General features: G+C 40.0%; 15 protein-coding genes. All 15 read right to left on the bottom strand.

What is annotated here, in order from left to right; all coding sequences use genetic code 11:
• Positions 1-291: 291 nt before the first annotated feature.
• Positions 292-561: a stage V sporulation protein S gene (locus CSV76_RS01315; RefSeq protein WP_085428706.1), complete on the bottom strand. Its 270-nt coding sequence runs from the start codon at positions 559-561 to the stop codon at positions 292-294.
• Between the two features lie 92 nt (positions 562-653).
• Complete coding sequence (locus tag CSV76_RS01310) at positions 654-1451, bottom strand: TIGR00282 family metallophosphoesterase (RefSeq protein WP_085428705.1); 798 nt, start codon at positions 1449-1451, stop codon at positions 654-656.
• A 67-nt stretch (positions 1452-1518) separates the two neighbouring features.
• Complete coding sequence (rny, locus tag CSV76_RS01305; protein ID WP_085428704.1) at positions 1519-3078, bottom strand: ribonuclease Y; 1560 nt, start codon at positions 3076-3078, stop codon at positions 1519-1521.
• A gap of 624 nt (positions 3079-3702) precedes the next feature.
• Positions 3703-4767 carry a recombinase RecA gene (gene recA, locus CSV76_RS01300; protein ID WP_085428703.1) on the bottom strand — a complete coding sequence of 355 codons (1065 nt, stop codon included), beginning with the start codon at positions 4765-4767 and terminating at the stop codon, positions 3703-3705.
• 166 nt (positions 4768-4933) lie between these two features.
• Entirely contained in the window at positions 4934-6190 is a 1257-nt protein-coding gene (locus CSV76_RS01295; protein ID WP_099624526.1) for a competence/damage-inducible protein A, read from the bottom strand.
• Positions 6191-6206: 16 nt separating this feature from the next.
• On the bottom strand, positions 6207-6785 hold the full coding sequence (gene pgsA / locus CSV76_RS01290) for a CDP-diacylglycerol--glycerol-3-phosphate 3-phosphatidyltransferase (protein WP_085428701.1): 579 nt from the start codon (positions 6783-6785) through the stop codon (positions 6207-6209).
• Positions 6786-6859: 74 nt separating this feature from the next.
• Complete coding sequence (locus tag CSV76_RS01285) at positions 6860-7675, bottom strand: helix-turn-helix domain-containing protein (protein ID WP_158232725.1); 816 nt, start codon at positions 7673-7675, stop codon at positions 6860-6862.
• Between the two features lie 21 nt (positions 7676-7696).
• Positions 7697-8491 carry a DUF3388 domain-containing protein gene (locus CSV76_RS01280; protein WP_085428699.1) on the bottom strand — a complete coding sequence of 265 codons (795 nt, stop codon included), beginning with the start codon at positions 8489-8491 and terminating at the stop codon, positions 7697-7699.
• A gap of 133 nt (positions 8492-8624) precedes the next feature.
• Entirely contained in the window at positions 8625-9359 is a 735-nt protein-coding gene (ymfI, locus tag CSV76_RS01275; RefSeq protein ID WP_099624525.1) for an elongation factor P 5-aminopentanone reductase, read from the bottom strand.
• Entirely contained in the window at positions 9356-10651 is a 1296-nt protein-coding gene (yfmH, locus tag CSV76_RS01270; RefSeq protein WP_099624524.1) for an EF-P 5-aminopentanol modification-associated protein YfmH, read from the bottom strand. The genes ymfI and yfmH overlap by 4 nt, the downstream gene beginning before the upstream one ends.
• Positions 10648-11922, bottom strand: coding sequence for an EF-P 5-aminopentanol modification-associated protein YfmF (yfmF, locus tag CSV76_RS01265; protein WP_099624523.1), 1275 nt, complete (start codon positions 11920-11922; stop codon positions 10648-10650). The genes yfmH and yfmF overlap by 4 nt, the downstream gene beginning before the upstream one ends.
• Positions 11923-12309: 387 nt before the next feature.
• The gene (locus CSV76_RS01260; RefSeq protein WP_085428695.1) at positions 12310-13263 is read right to left on the bottom strand and encodes an ABC transporter permease; all 954 of its coding nucleotides are present in this window, start codon (positions 13261-13263) and stop codon (positions 12310-12312) included.
• A gap of 1 nt (position 13264) precedes the next feature.
• Entirely contained in the window at positions 13265-14311 is a 1047-nt protein-coding gene (locus CSV76_RS01255; protein WP_085428694.1) for an ABC transporter permease, read from the bottom strand.
• On the bottom strand, positions 14301-15869 hold the full coding sequence (locus CSV76_RS01250) for an ABC transporter ATP-binding protein (protein ID WP_085428693.1): 1569 nt from the start codon (positions 15867-15869) through the stop codon (positions 14301-14303). The genes CSV76_RS01255 and CSV76_RS01250 overlap by 11 nt, the downstream gene beginning before the upstream one ends.
• Before the next feature lie 270 nt (positions 15870-16139).
• Positions 16140-17228 (bottom strand): BMP family lipoprotein, encoded by a 1089-nt coding sequence (locus CSV76_RS01245; RefSeq protein ID WP_085428692.1) that lies wholly within the window; start codon positions 17226-17228, stop codon positions 16140-16142.
• Between the last annotated feature and the right edge of the window lie 32 nt (positions 17229-17260).

The following is a 17260-nucleotide window of genomic DNA, read 5'->3' as shown; positions in this document are numbered from 1 at the left end:
GCATCTTTTTGCTTGATGGTGGGCATTTGAAAGTAATAAGGAAAAAGAGAGTGAGTTTTTTAATGCGAGGGGGTAGAAGCTCCAGTTGGCGGACGCTTTCCCATGGGCCTGCGGGAAGAGCCGTAACGAAGAACGGCTTTTGCGAGTAAAAGCGAAGTGTTAGGAGCTTGTCTTTGCATTCAATCCCCTACTATCTGCCACCAGACAACAAGTATATTATTTCATAAAAAAAAGAGCTATCTTCAGTTGTCATTTAAACTAATGACGACTTGGACAGCTCTTTTTTATATTCTACTTACGTTCCTTTTTTTCGACGAGAAGTTTGAGTGCAGTCCTAGCTTCCCCGTTGATTTCGATATCGGTGAAAGCAGGCGCGCAAATTAGGTCGCCTCCACTTGGTGCTACGAATCCTCTAGCGATTGCAATTGCTTTTACTGCTTGATTTAATGCTCCAGCTCCGACCGCCTGGATCTCGGCAAAGCCTTGTTCACGAATAACCGCAACTAATGCTCCTGCTACTGAGTTCGGATTTGAGCGAGAAGATACTTTCAAGGGACTCACGATATTTCCTCCTTATTTTGCAATGTCTATGGAACGCGTATATTCCATACAACATCCTATGATAAGGAAGGAGGTTTTAGACACTTGGAAAATTAGTTTTTAAACGGATGATCTTCGTTAATTCTAATACGCTCAATTTTGAGAGCTTTACCAGTTTTATCATCCAATTCTACGAACATTCCGTTAAGCTGTGGTCTTCCACTTTTCGGTACTTCAAATCGAGTGGGCAAGTTCGTATAGAAACGATACAATACATCTTCTTTTTTCATTCCTAATATCTCATCGTATGGACCCGTCATGCCTGCGTCAGTTAAATATGCAGTTCCTCCTGGAAGGATTCGCTCATCGGCGGTTTGCACATGTGTATGTGTTCCGACAACGACTGATGCTTTGCCGTCCAGATGCCAGCCCATCGCAATTTTTTCACTCGTTGCTTCTGCGTGAAAATCTACAAAAACGAGTGGAGATGTTTGCAAAGCTTCTTCTAGTAGTTCATCCGCTTTGGCGAATGGATCATCGTGTGGCGGTAAGAATGTTCGACCATGTAAGTTGATAACTGATAAAGTAACACCATTCTTTGTAATGGACGTCATGCCTTTACCAGGAGCTTGATCAGAAAAATTCGCAGGTCGGATCAAGTAATCCACTTCATCTATAAAATCATAAATTTCACGTTGATCCCATGTATGATTACCCATTGTGATGACATCTACTCCAGCATGTAATAAATCATGATAAATTGATTTTGTAATCCCTCTGCCTGAAGCTGCATTTTCTCCATTTGCGATAATGACATCGGCTTGATATTTACGTTTTAAACGTGATAAGTAATCAATTACCATTTCTCTTCCCATAGATCCAACGATATCTCCAATAAAAATTACTTTCATCTGTAACAACCTCTTTCCAAAATGAAAACAGCTTCCAAACGAACCGGAAGCTGTTTTGTGTTAGGTATTATTTTGCATATTCTACTGCACGGGTCTCCCGTATGACCGTCACTTTAATATGCCCTGGATAGTTTAATTCTTCTTCGATTTGTTTTCGTATATCACGTGCTAAGCGATGTGCGGTAATATCATCGATCTGTTCGGGGCGGACAATGATACGCACTTCCCGTCCTGCCTGAATGGCAAATGACTTCTCCACACCTTCATATGATTCCGAAATTTCTTCGAGTTTTTGCAAACGTTTTATATAGTTTTCTAATGTTTCACTTCGTGCACCTGGTCTTGCTGCAGATAATGCATCCGCTGCTGCGACTAGCACTGCGATAACAGATGTTGCTTCTTCGTCACCGTGGTGAGAAGCAATACTATTGATGACAACCGGATGTTCTTTATACTTCACTGCAAGCTCTTTACCGATCTGCACGTGACTTCCTTCTACTTCATGATCGATAGCTTTACCGATATCGTGAAGTAAACCGGCCCGTCTAGCAAGTGTAACATCTTCACCCAACTCAGCTGCAAGCAAGCCTGTTAAGTATGCTACTTCAATGGAGTGCTTCAAAACATTTTGTCCGTAACTTGTACGGAAGTGTAGACGACCCAAAATTTTGATCATATCCGGATGTAAATTATGAACACCCACATCGAATGTAGTTTGTTCTCCTTTTTCGCGAATCAGCTCGTCCACTTCTCTTCTAGACTTGTCGACCATCTCTTCGATACGTGCAGGGTGGATACGACCATCCTGAACTAATTTCTCAAGAGCTAATCTTGCTGTCTCTCTACGAACCGGATCAAAACCAGATAGGATAACTGCTTCTGGCGTATCGTCAATAATCAAATCAATACCCGTAAGTGTTTCGAGTGTACGAATATTTCGCCCTTCACGACCAATGATGCGACCTTTCATTTCATCATTCGGTAAATTAACGACGGAGACTGTTGTTTCTGCCACATGATCTGCTGCAAATCGTTGCAGTGCCAATGAAAGGATTTCCCGTGCTTTACGCTCGGATTCCTCTTTAGCCCGTTGCTCGGATTCTTTCGTCATGACTGCAATATCCGTAGAAAGCTCTTCTTCTACATCTTCCAAGATGACGCGTTTTGCTTCATCTCTTGTTAAGGAAGAGATTCTTTCCAGTTCGGTCTTCTGTGTAGTAACAAGTTCTTCCGCTTTGCGTTCCATCTCTTCAATATGCTGTTGTCTTTCTAATAGCGCATCTTCTTTGCGCTCTAGACCTGCTTCTCTTTTATTGAGCGCATCATCCTTGCGATCAAGGTTTTCTTCACGCTGTAAGAGACGGTTTTCTTGTTTCTGTAATTCCGTCCTTCTCTCACGGACTTCTGTTTCTGCTTCAATCCGCAGTTCGTGAGTTTCATCTTTCGCTTCTAACAGTGCCTCTTTCTTCACTGACTCCGCTTCACGCTTCGCCTCTTCGACGAGTTGGTTGGCAGTATGCTTGGCACCAGTCACTTTTGAATCATTCACATTCTTCAATATAAAAAAGCTAACAACTGCACCGACGATGAGACTTAGCAAAACGGAGATGAGTATTTCAATACCCATTGAGGTCACCTCCTCCTGCTTATTCTTTTCTTTTCAGTCGGCTCGTATAATCAATTTTGCCATGGCGGTTATATTCACGTTACTTGTTACCAGGGTTTCCTGGTAATGTCCCGACGATCTGTGAAAACGCCGAAGGCCTAACTTAATCCAACGGGTAGTAGAAACCCTGCTGTTTCGGGACTAATTTTTATTGTTGTCACTACTTTTTACTTATCTTTTTATTTTGCTGAATTAAGTTAAATCAACATACTGCCAAAAACAATTGATTGGTTTGTTAAATATAGGACGTATATAATACGCCACTTTAATTGTATAGTTGTATTTTTATTGTGTCAAGGAATGATGGAGGAAAAATGATCCTACAGTCGCTTTTGTATTGTTTAACTGAGTCTTTCCACTTTCATTTCTATTGATTCATTTAAATGACCATTAATTTTCCCGGAAAGCAGAAAATATGTTAAACAAGTAGATGGTGATTATATACGTCGAACCTAGAATTTAGTGTGCTTTGTAGTGCGTTGGTTTTATAAAAGAATTAGTTTATCTTATGTAGTTCTATATAAAATTGCATTGGTTCAACTTCAAAAAAACCGCCAATAGAAATTGGCGGTTTACATGCATAACTTACTTCTCTTCTGGTAGAGATAGTAAGTCATCAAGCTCATCTTCATCATCACCGTGCGCTGCAATCACATAGTTTGTAGCATTTAAACCATATGATTCACGAATCTTCCCTGCAATTTCGTCACGCATTTTTAGATTTTCTTTCAAGAATTGTTTCGCGTTTTCACGGCCTTGTCCCAAACGCTCACCTTCATAAGAATACCAAGCACCGCTTTTTAGTACTACTTCCAATTCTGAACCTAGATCTAGAATTTCACCTTCTTTTGAAATTCCTTCACCATACATAATATCTACTTCTGCCGTACGGAATGGAGGTGCGACTTTGTTTTTCACAACACGGATTCTTGTCTTATTACCCATGATATCATTACCTTGTTTAATTGCTTCGCCTCTACGAACTTCAAGACGAACGGAAGCATAGAACTTCAGGGCACGTCCACCCGGTGTTACTTCAGGGTTACCGAACATCACGCCTACTTTTTCACGAATCTGGTTGATGAATACTGCAATCGTATTTGATTTATTAATTGCACCAGAAAGTTTGCGCAAGGCTTGTGACATTAAACGAGCTTGCAAACCAACGTGTGCGTCACCCATTTCACCTTCAATTTCAGCTTTAGGTACAAGAGCAGCTACTGAGTCCACTACGACGATATCTACTGCACCTGAACGTACAAGAGCTTCTGCGATTTCCAAAGCTTGCTCGCCTGTGTCGGGTTGAGATAATAATAATTCATCGATGTTAACTCCTAGCTTTTGTGCATAGACAGGGTCTAACGCATGTTCCGCGTCAATAAATGCCGCTGTACCGCCACTTGCTTGTACTTCTGCAATTGCGTGCAAAGATACAGTTGTTTTACCTGAACTCTCTGGTCCATATATCTCAATTACTCGTCCGCGTGGATATCCACCTATTCCTAAGGCCGCATCCAGTGCTAATGAACCTGATGATGATGTATCGATTTGAAGATCTGTCTTTTCACCCATTTTCATGACAGAACCTTTACCAAATTGTTTCTCTATTTGTTTTAACGCCATATCTAAAGCCGCTTTACGATTGCTCAATTACAATTCCTCCTCAAACTCTTTTTCTACTCTTATTATACCTTTTTTCAATACAATACACAAGAATTAAACGAACGGGTATTCGATAAATTAATAAAAGGAATTGAAAAAAAGATACAAAATACTAGGATGAATTGAATTTTGGTAGCTAAATCGACTTGGAAATTCAATACTTCAATTCTTTTTTCTCTCTCATCATCTGAATTAAATAATGTAATGCGAACTGTACAGAACGCATACGGTTCGTATTACGTGAACCTGATAATTGAAGCTTGTAAGATGCCGTCTTCATTCCTTCTATTGCAATGCCGATCCAAACGGTACCTGGTGGCTGACCATCATGTGGTTCAGGACCAGCTGCACCTGTCAGACTAATTCCAATAGTAGTTGAACATCTCTCCTTGATACTTTCGGCCATTGCTTCTGCACATTCGGAACTAACCACGCCGTGAAAATCAAGCAATGACGGCAAGATACCCAATTGTTCGATTTTCATCTCTTTATTGTAGACTACAACGCCGCCTTTTAGCGCATTTCCAATTCCCGGTTGTGAACCAAGTTCCGCCATAAACATCCCCGAAGTCAAACTCTCCGCTGCTGAAATTGACCAGTCATTTTGCAGCAATAATTCAGTTGTTTTGGAAGCCAGTGTATCATCATCTACACCATAGATAAACTCCCCTACAATAGCACGGATTTCCTGCTCTACAGGTGAAATCAATTTTTGAGCTTCTTCTTCCGTTTTGGCTTTTGCAGTAATACGCAACTTAACCATTCCTGGTGAAGCGAGCGGTGCGATGGTAGGGTTTGTCTGTTTTTCTAATAAAGACTGGAGACGCACTTCCAATTCAGACTCACCAATTCCTTGCAATTTCAATACTTTAGAGGATATTATGTCCTGTTTACCGTACACACCAAGCAAGTACGGAATCGCTTCATGTTCAAACATAGGTTCCATTTCGTGAGGTGGTCCAGGTAACAAAATATACTGCTTATCTGCCTTGCCAATAGCAATACCCGGAGCCATACCATTACGATTCGGCAATACCGTAGATCCTTTTAAAACGAGAGCCTGCTGCTTATTATTTTCTGTCATTACTTTCCCGACATGATCGAAATATTTTTCAATAGTTTTCATCGCTTCTTCGTTAGATACCAGTTCACAACCTAATTCATGTGCAATAGTTTGTTTCGTGAGATCATCTTTAGTCGGACCTAACCCTCCACTAAATATGAGGATATCTGCACGTTGTTGCGCCAGTTTGATCGACTGGGACAAGCGTTCAGGATTATCTCCTACTACGGTATGATAATATACATCAATTCCAGCCTCAGCCAATCTTCCTGATATGAATCGTGCGTTGGTATTCGTGATTTGCCCCAATAGAAGCTCTGTTCCTACTGCAATTATTTCTGCTTTCATGAATACATTACTCTCCTCACATTGACTCGACTAAAATTTTACGATTTTTAACGAAGTAATCTACACCTGACCATACAGTAAATACTAATGCAATATACAACATGATAGTTCCGAACGGAATGCCCAATGCTTCGAAGAAAATGTTATGCAATAAAAGAAAAGAAATTGCCAATAGTTGCGCCACTGTTTTAATTTTACCTAACTGGTTGGCAGCTACTACTTCCCCGCCACCCGCTAAAATCAAACGTAATCCTGTTACCGCAAATTCTCTACTGATAATAATGATGACAATCCATGCAGGGGCTGTACCCATTTCCACTAATAAAATAAAAGCGGCTGAGACCAGTAATTTATCTGCCAATGGATCCAAAAACTTACCCATATTAGTTACTAAGTTGTTTTTTCTGGCTAAGTATCCATCTAGCCAGTCAGTTGTCGAAGCTACGATGAAGATAATTGCGCCTACCAAATGTTCGACAGGCATTTCTACTCCCCCGAGACGAATCATTCCCCAGCCAAAATCAACTGCAAGAAACAGGATGAAAATAGGAATCATAAAGACCCTGGAGAGCGTAATTTTATTTGGTAAATTCATTACATGTCCACCTTTCTAACGATTAAGTCCATTTATTAACAATAAAATAGTCACCCCTTGAGATGACTATTTTTCTATGGCTTTTTTAATACAATGTTTTGTGGAACGAGATCTGTTGGATAATCTACTCGCTGACCGTTAACTGTCAGTTCTGCGTTTTCATAATTCCCAACACGGATTCTCAAACTTTCTGCATCGTTTGCTTCAATTTCAATTGTTTCGCCTTCTTGTAATACACGGGCACCAGCTGGTTGTGGCATTCGTTCTTCTCCATTTTGATCCGTTACTGAAATCCAAGAATTACCCGTAGTCTTAATGACTAATTTGATAGTTTCAGGATCAGACAATTTGTATATAGACGTTTCTCCCGAAGTGGAAGCGTGTTCGAACGGTTGTTTTGGTTTTTCGATTTCAACAGGATCTGTTTGTGGATCCGTTACCACATTTGAATTCGACCCCAATGAGTCACCATCCATCGCTGGATCTGCTGCTTTGTCTTTTAACAATGTATAAACAATAACAAAAATCATAATGATAAATAGTGCAACAATAATTTTCGGCATTGCCTCTTTTAATGTGTTATTCTGTTTCGAACCTGCACTACGTTGCATAGTTGCTGGCACAACTTTCTCTTGCTCTTCTTGTACAGCAGTTTCATACTCGTCTTGATAAAGAGTCAGTATTTCCTCTGCATTCAAGTCCACCGATTCTGCATACTGTTTAATAAAAACACGAACGTAGAAAGCCCCTGGAATGACTTGAAATTCTTCATTTTCAATTGCTAACAGATAACGCTGTTGAATTTTCGTACTGTCTTGCAAATCTTCCAGCGTCAGTCCTTTTGATATTCTCGCTTCTTTCAAACGAGCACCTATTCCGATCAAATTCAACACCTACCTAATTCATCTCAATCAATTAAACATATTAAAGCCACCCATAGGACTACGGTTAGAAATAGGATCATTCTTTTCCAGAATGTCGTATGTGATTTCCTGATCTACTGTAGTCCGTAACTCTATGATTATATCAAAGTCATCGATTGTATATTCCGATTGCTTCACAAACATATCTGGATGTTCGACAACTTTAATCGTAGGCAAGCCCATAATTTCGCGTACTAATTGCATATGACGTTCATCTGATGTTTTTCGTGTTACGATACCATCTAGTATAAAGATGTTATCATCTGAAAACTCATCTCCCATCATACTCGTTCTAACTGTTTGCTTAATCATTGTGGAGGATAAAAACACCCATTTTTTATTGGCACACACACTTGCCGCCACTACAGATTCTGTTTTACCTACTCTCGGCATTCCTCGAACGCCAATTAGCTTATGACCATCTTGTTTGAAAATCTCCGCCAAAAAGTCCACTAAAATCCCAAGCTCGCTTCTTATGAATTGGTATGTTCTTCGGTCTTCGGTACCGCGCTGAATATAATGTCCATGACGAACAGCCAATACATCACGTAATTTCGGTTCTCTAATCTTATGGATGACAATCGCATCCATAGTAGAAGCAATCAACTCGAAACGTTTAATTTGTTGATCATGATCAGTGTGGACAAGCATACCGCGGTATCTTCCATCCACCCCGTTGATGGTTACAATATCGACTCGCAACATACCGAGTAAGGAAGCAATATCCCCTAGTAATCCAGGACGATTGACTTGCAACTCATATTCGACATACCATTCTCCCATTCAACACACTCCTTCATAAAACTACTTTTTTCCAGAATGCACAAGTCTGCACTTAGTTCTATAATAGCGGATTGCTAGAGTGATGAAAAGAAAAAAAGAAAAGGACATCACGTATCGTCCCTTTCCCAAGGCCTTAGATATACCAGCCACCATTTATTTGAATAATTTCACCTGTCATATAATCTGCTTTACCACTCAGCATAAATTCCACCATATTCGCTATTTCCTGCGGTGTTCCGACTGACAATAGCGGAATCTGATCCAGTACCATCTGCCGCTCTTCCGCAGTAAACTCCTGATTCATACGGGTATCGATCCATCCTGGTGCAATCGCATTCACTCGTATACCAGAATATGCAGCTTCCTTCGCATACGCTTTAACAAAGGCATGCTGTGCACCCTTAACTGCGGAATACATTACTTCGCCAGCTGCACCTGCACTTCCCCAAATTGAGCCAATAAACGTAATATAGGAAACTTCATGCTTACGCAGTTTTTCGGATAACAACGCGATTAATCGTGCTGGATTCTGCATATGAACTTGCCACAATTCCAGCATATCCATTTCGCTCGTATCTGATAATAATTTTACGACAGCTTGACCATTAGCTACAACGATCGCTTGAATGCTTAGAATGCTCGCTGCCAGTTTTTCAGCGGCTTCAGCCACTCTGAAGTCAGCTTGCACACTGCGAAATTGCTGATCCGGATATGTCTCTTCCAGCTCTGTTCTCAATACATCCACCTGATGTTTTCTTGTATTATAATGTAAATACAAAGACCATCCCGCTTCTGCCAGTTGCTTACAAATTACTTCCCCTATGCCGCCAGATGCTCCTAAAACAAGTGCAAATCTTGACTGGTTCATTGAGTCTTAGGTGGTAATACTTTGAAAATTGTATAGCTACTGTTATCAGAGAAAGTGGCAAATGCCTTTTTTAACTTATCCATTGATAGTGTTTCTAAAGTTGGTACCACATCGAATAAATTCATATTATTAAATTCATATCGTGTATATTGATTCGCGATGAATTCAATGGAGTTTAAAGAGCGCATAAATTGCCCGATTTTCTTTCTGCGCATTCTGTCCAAATCTTCTTCTTGCACTGGCCAATTTGTTTTTGCATCTTTAATGGTATGACGAATTAATTCTTCCAAGCGCTCCGGCTCATCTGTATCGGAACCAACCATTGCAAAACCATATCCTTCTTCCAAAGAGAATTCATATGAAAACGATTCATCCACTAAACCTTCCGCGTTTGCTTTTTCATAAAATGCAGATGTACGACCGAATAAACTATCTAGTACGAGGTTTGCTGACAATTCCATTTCAAGCATTTCTTGGCCCTGTAGCTCTGTCTTGGTACATTTCATACCGATATTCAACTTAGGTTTTGAAACATCCATCGTCAAAGTACGTTCAGGCACATCCACTTCTTTCGATTCGGATGGGAATTGGCGTTCGATTGCTTCAGGTTGATCGAATGATTTTTGCGCTTGATCTTCTTTGACAAATGCCATCATTTCCTCGGGTTTTACTGCTCCCACGATAAACAGCAACATATTGGATGGATGATAGAACGTCTCATAGCAAGTGTATAAATGTTCAGCTGTTATGTCCTGAATAGACTCAACAGTACCCGCAATGTCGATTTTCACGGGATGGTTTTCATAAAGGTTTTCAATTGTACCGAAATATAGTCTCCAATCAGGCTGATCGTCGTACATAGTAATTTCCTGGGCAATGATTCCTTTTTCTTTATCGACAGTTTGCTTTGTGAAGTATGGTTGTTGAACGAAGTCAAGTAATACTTTTGTATTTTCTTTTAGTTTATTCGTTGCAGAAAACAGATAAGCAGTTCTACCAAATGTAGTATAAGCATTTGCAGAAGCGCCGTTTAAGCCAAACTTCTGAAATACATCTCCATCTTCCTTTTCAAACATCTTATGCTCAAGGAAATGGGCAATACCATCAGGCACTGTGATAAATTCGTCTTTGCCATGCGGTTTGAACGTACGATCAATAGATCCATACTTTGTTGTGAACGTTACAAATGTTTTAGAAAATCCACGCTTTGGTAGAATAACTACTTTCAAACCATTATCTAATGTTTCAGTGTAGATTTTCTCTTGTAGTTGATCAAAATTTACTTCTTTCATTCGGAAACATCCTCCTTACCTGAAAGCAAATACACAATTTCTAATTGAACTGTATTCGCCATGTCCTTTATATCTTCCAATGTGACGGATTCCCACTTTTCGATAAGTCGATCTGCAGTGAAGTTCTCGTCCAATTCTTTATATTGATCATAAATTTCAATCTGACTACGAGCCGAATCATTTGCGCTCAAAATACTATTTTCAAGAAGAGCGATTGTTTGATTCAGTTCCACTTCTGTACTTTCCCCATTCTGTAGTGAGGTCAGTTGCTCAAGAATTAGTTTTACAGCTTTCTCTTCTAAGTCCGCATCAATACCTGCTGTGACGTAGACTATACCGTAATGCGAAGCAAATGCACTATTCGCATAGTATGCCATGCTTTCTTTTTCCCGCACATTCATGAACAATTTACTGTGAGCGAAGCCACCGAAAATACCGTTTGTTATTTGCATCTTATGATAGTCAGGATGATGGAAAGAAACAGGCGTATGGAATCCAAGATGAAGCTTACCTTGTTTCATATCTTGCTGTTCTCTAATTGTATTCACTGAATCCGACACTTTTACTTCAGGTAAATCCAGTTGCTCTTCTGCATCACGTGCAGTAAATGGTAGGAATTGCTTAATTTGCTCAATAATATATTTTTCATCTACATCTCCTACTACATAAATATCAATCAAATCGTTATTGATCATATCTTCATATGTAGTATAAAGACTTTCCTTTGTAATTTGAGATACAGCTTCTTCTGTGCCGTAAGCAGAAATAGATGCAGGATGATTGGGTCTCATGATTTCAAGCATGCGCTTCTGAGCGAAGCGCGTTTTGTCGTCATAAATAGAACGAATCCGATCGCGGACATTGCGTTTTTCTCTATCCGTGACATCCGGATCAAATGCTTTATTCGTTACGTTAGGATCGAACACTACAGAACGAATTAATTGCCATAATTGCTTAAAGATATCTTCACCTGCAAAAAACTCATCGTTTACACACTCTGTATAAAGCGAAACTATATGCTGCGAACTTCTTTTCGAAACGTCAGTAAATAATACCGTACCGTACAATTCGTCCAGTGCTTTGCGCATGGAACTCATTGTTGGGTACTGCTTCGTTGAATTTTCCATCACATTCGCCAACACCGTACGTTCAGAAGCTTTCTGCTGATCCAGTGGTGCTTTCCACTTAATTGTCACATTAACCGTTTTGAACTGTTCCGTTTTCCGTATATACAAATGTACGCCATCTTGTAATTTTGTTTTATTGAACATACAAACACCTCGTTTACCTTATTATATGTAATCCTAGTCTCACTATACATTTAAGCCCGCCATTTGGAAAATGATACAACTCTTTCTAGTGCTGATGGTGGCGTTTAGCTGCGACAGACACTGGAAGATGTAAAAATAAAGGCGCCTTTTGCCTTTATCTTTACATCTGAAGTGATCCGAGCAGCTGCCACCATTCAGCCGGATGTTGCTAGTGCTGAGAGCGCTGTTTAGCCTCGATCGGCACTGGAGGACTTAAAAATAAAGGCGTACTTTGCCTTTATCTTAAATCTACACATGACTTTTCAGGACATTTAACTAAAAACTTTCTATAACAAACTTAGAAAAGCTATCTGAAGAGTATGCGTCTCCAGATAGCTTTTATAACTTTTATCGATTTCCTTTAACGTACGGCTTACCAAGTGCTTTCGGTGCTTTTGCTTTTCCAAGGAATCCAGCAAGAGCTAGTATAGTCAAGACGTAAGGGAAGATGTGGAAATAAACTGCTGGAATATCAGCTAGTAACTTAATACTTGACGAACTAATCGCAAGTGCCTGGGCAAATCCGAAGAATAACGCAGCTCCCATTGCACCCAGCGGATGCCACTTTCCAAAAATCATTGCAGCTAAAGCCATGAACCCTTGACCATTGATAGTCGCATGCCCAAAATCATTTGTGATGGTCTGTGAATAAACTGCTCCACCAATTCCCGCCAGTCCACCTGAAATAATAACTGCAATATAGCGTATTTTCGTTACTTTAATTCCCATTGTGTCTGCAGCCATAGGATGTTCTCCTACAGATCGCAGACGTAGACCAAACGGTGTTTTGTAAATTACGAACCATGCGATAATTGCAGTAGCAATCGCTATAATAGAAGACCCATATACTAATTTGAAGAACATCGGTCCGATAATCGGAATATCTTCCAAATACGGCACGTTAAATCTAGGAATTTTTTGTTGAATGAAATCTGTTTGTCCTTTACCAAAAATCATTTTCACGGAAAATAATGCAATGGCAAGACCTAACATGTTTATCGCAACACCTGAAACTACCTGATCCGCTCTGAAGGAGATAGAAGCTACTGCATGAAGTGTTGCAAATAGTGCTGAAACAAGCATAGCAACAAGTAATGCGAGCCAAGGTGTCCAAGCGCCAAAGGTATCCGCGAAAAATAGATTGAACAGAATACCGATGAATGCACCCATGATCATAAGACCTTCCAAACCGATATTGATAACACCGGATCGTTCAGAGAAGACACCGCCAATTGCTGTAAAAATAAGAGGGGCTGCTGAAGCAATTGTTATAGGTATGATGAAATATAATACGTCTAACATGTCACTTCGCCTCCTTCTTATTACGTAAACGTATGAGTCCTACACGGATGATGTATCCGCAGGCTACAAAGAAAATAACCAATGCAATAATAATCGAAACAATTTCTACAGGAATTCCTGCTTCGTTCGGCATATTATTCGCTCCGTATTTCAAAGAACCGAATAACGTAGCACCGAAGATGACACCGAGTGGCGTATTTGCTCCAAGCAAGGCTACGGCAATTCCATCAAAACCGATCCCTGTAAAGCCGCCCATTGAAGACATGTTACCAAACGTACCAAGTGCCTCCATTGCACCACCAAGTCCAGCGAACGCGCCAGAGATGACCATTGCGAGAACAATATTCTTATTAGCGCTCATCCCAGCATAGCGCGCTGCGTGTTCGTTATACCCAACAGACTTCAATTCAAATCCAGTTTTAGTTTTCTCTAAAATGAACCACATGACGATCACCATAGCCAGAGCTACAAATATTCCGTAGTGCAATGTGGAGTAGTCCGTTAGATTAGATAAGAACTCTGACCGGAGTGAGGCTGATTCATGGATACGCTCCAATTTGAATCCACCACCGGAAAGTGTTTTAATTAATGCGTTAACCACATGTAGGGCAACATAGTTCATCATAATAGTGACAATAACTTCATGTACTTTCAATGTAGCTTTTAAAATACCTGGTACTAGTCCCCATAATGCTCCTGCAGCTGCTGCCGCAATGAGCGCGAATGGTAAGTGAATGATTTTGGGAAGATCAAATGCCATCCCTACGTAAGCCGCAGCAAACCAACCTACGATCAATTGTCCTTCTACCCCAATATTGAAAAGTCCAGTTCTAAATGCGAATGCTACTGCAAGCCCTGCAAGGATGTATGGACTGATCTGACGAATCGTTTCACCTATCGCATAAGAATCACCAAAAATACCATTCCATAATGCTATATAGCCTGTGATGGGATTATAGTCACTGATCAGCATCACGATCGCGCCTACCAAGAGTCCTAAAAAGATCGAAATCACTGGGACCAGTATATTGATCACTCTATTCGACATGATGTTCATCACCATCCTTCGTAGCAGCTAGTACCTTTTTCTCAGCAACATCTTTTGAATGGCCTGCCATCATCAACCCTAATGCTTGTTCCGTAGTTTCTTGCGGAATTACCGTGCCTACAATAGTTCCATCATAAATAACTGCGATTTTATCAGAGACGTTCATGACTTCATCTAATTCAAACGTAATGAGTAAAACCGCTTTTCCACTGTCACGTTGTTCAATCAGACGACGATGAATAAACTCAATTGCACCAACGTCCAAACCACGTGTTGGTAATGCGGCAATCAGTAAGTCTGGATTTCTCAAGACTTCTCTTCCGATGATCAGCTTTTGCTGATTTCCTCCGGATAACGCTCTCGCTAATTCGTGTGTACCTTGAGTCCTTACATCAAATTCCTTGATTAGTTCTTCCGCTTTTTTATTAACAACTTTATAATTCATAATACCGCCTTTAGATAACGGTTCATGATAATACGATTGAAGAGCAGCATTATATGCAACTGAAAAGTCTAATATAAGCCCATGTTTATGACGGTCCTGAGGAATATGTCCAATACCAGTCTCTGTAATTTTTCTTGGCTTTTTATTGGTTACATCTTCTTCATTAATATAAATATTTCCACTTTTCACTTTCGTCAATCCAGTAATTGCTTCGATTAATTCGGATTGACCGTTACCGTCAATGCCGGCAATCCCCACTATTTCACCACGTCGTACAGAAAGGTTAAGGCCTTTTAACTTGGCAACACCTCGGTAGTCATTTACTTGTAGATTTTCTATCTTTAATACTTCTTCAGTCGGATTGGATGGACCTTTTTCCGTTTTAAATGTGACTTGACGTCCTACCATCAACGTCGCCAACTCTTCGGGATTCGTTTCTGATGTGATAACAGTACCGATTCCTTTGCCTTTGCGGATGACAGTTACTTTGTCTGAAACGTTCATAATTTCCGCCAATTTATGGGTGATCAAGATGATTGATTTTCCTTCTGCTACAAGTTTTTTCATGATATTCAATAATTCATCAATTTCCTGAGGTGTTAATGATGCGGTGGGTTCATCAAATATTAAGATATCTGCCCCACGATAAAGCGTCTTCAGAATTTCGACACGTTGTTGCATACCTACAGAAATATCTTCTATTTTGGCGTACGGATCAACGTCAAGTCCATACATCTTGGAAATATCCGCAACTTTTTTCGCGGAATCCTTAATGTTGATAATCCCTGATTTAGTTGGTTCACTGCCTAAAATAATATTCTCGGTAACAGTTAAATTCTCCACCAACATAAAATGCTGATGCACCATCCCAATTCCTAGATCATTTGCTACGTTTGGATCAGTGATTTCTACTTTTTCGCCATGAACACGAATTTCGCCACCATCCGGTTGATATAAACCAAATAATACGTTCATTAAGGTAGATTTACCAGCACCGTTTTCACCTAGCAATGCATGAATCTCGCCTTTTTCCAGTTGTAATGTAATATGATCGTTTGCATAGAAATTCCCGAACTTTTTTGAAACATCTAGCATCTCAATTACATAATCCATCCCAATCACTTCCTTGCCCATAATAGAATTCAATAAATTAAAACAACACAATTCTTATCTTCAATAATACGTGATAAAGCCCCTATATGAAAAGTTGAAAGCGTTGCTATTTATTAATAAATAGCCTGCCGATATTATTTAGTATATTTTATTATTAATCTTAGAAATTAATAAAATAAAAGTTCCAGAGCAAATACTAAGAACCTTTATTTTATTAACTTAATGAAATGAAGGCCGGATATGAAACCGGCCTTCATCTGTTTAATGACCTTATTTCTTCTTTTCTACAAACTCAGGTACTTCAATTTCGCCATTTGCAATTTTTTGTGCATGTTCATCAATTTGATCCAACACGTCTTGTGGAATCGCTCCACGTGAATCAGCAAGACCTAAACCATCATCTTGAAGACCATATACTTTTGTTTCCCCACCTGGGAAGTTACCAGCCATTGCAAGATCAGCAATGTCTTTAACTGCTACGTCAACACGCTTCAACATAGATGTTAGTGTAACGTTGTCATCTCCAACTTTACCTTCTTCATACTGGTCAGAGTCTACACCAATAACCCAAACGTATGCATCTTTATCTGCTTGCTTACGCTCTTTTGCTTCTGAGAATACACCGTTGCCTGTTCCACCAGCAGCGTGGAAAATAATATCTACGCCTGAAGAATACATACGGCCTGCCTCAGCTTTACCAAGTTCTGCTTTATCAAACGCACCTACATATTTTGAGTCTACTTTAATTTCAGGCTTCACTGCTTTTACGCCTTCAAGAAATCCAGCTTCAAAACGCTCGATTACAGGATTGTCCATACCGCCGATGAAACCAACCTTATCTGACTTTGTCATTAATCCAGCTGCCACCCCAGCTAAGTATCCTCCTTCTTGTTCTTTAAAGAGGATGCTAGCTACGTTTGGAGCATCTACTTCACCATCAATAATTGAGAATTGAGTATCTTTTTGTTGAGCTGCAATATCTTCAATTGCATCTTCCATCAAGAAACCTACTCCGTAAATTAAGTTGAAATCACGACGAGCCAAGTTATTTAGATTTGTTGTATAATCTTCTGGGCCAGTTGACTGAAGGTAATCGTATCCACCAGTTCCCTTTTCCCATCCTTGATCTTCCCCGAATTCTCTTACACCTTTCCATGCAGATTGGTTGAATGATTTATCATCGATACCTCCAACGTCAGTAACCATAGCAACTGAGAATTCGCTTTTCTCACCGCTATCTCCCGTTGCTGGCTTTTCACCTGCATCGTTTTTGCCTTTATCGTCAGAGCCACATGCTGCTAACATCGTACCTGCGGCTAGCACCAAAGACATTGCTAGACCAAACTTTCTTTTTTTCATCAATAATGACCTCCCCTTGATAATTTTGGTAT

The sequence above is a fragment of the Sporosarcina sp. P17b genome (genome assembly GCF_002743115.1).
Taxonomy (GTDB): domain Bacteria; phylum Bacillota; class Bacilli; order Bacillales_A; family Planococcaceae; genus Sporosarcina; species Sporosarcina ureae_C.
The sequence above is the reverse complement of the archived record's forward strand: the minus strand, read 5'-3'. Positions and strand labels throughout refer to the sequence as shown.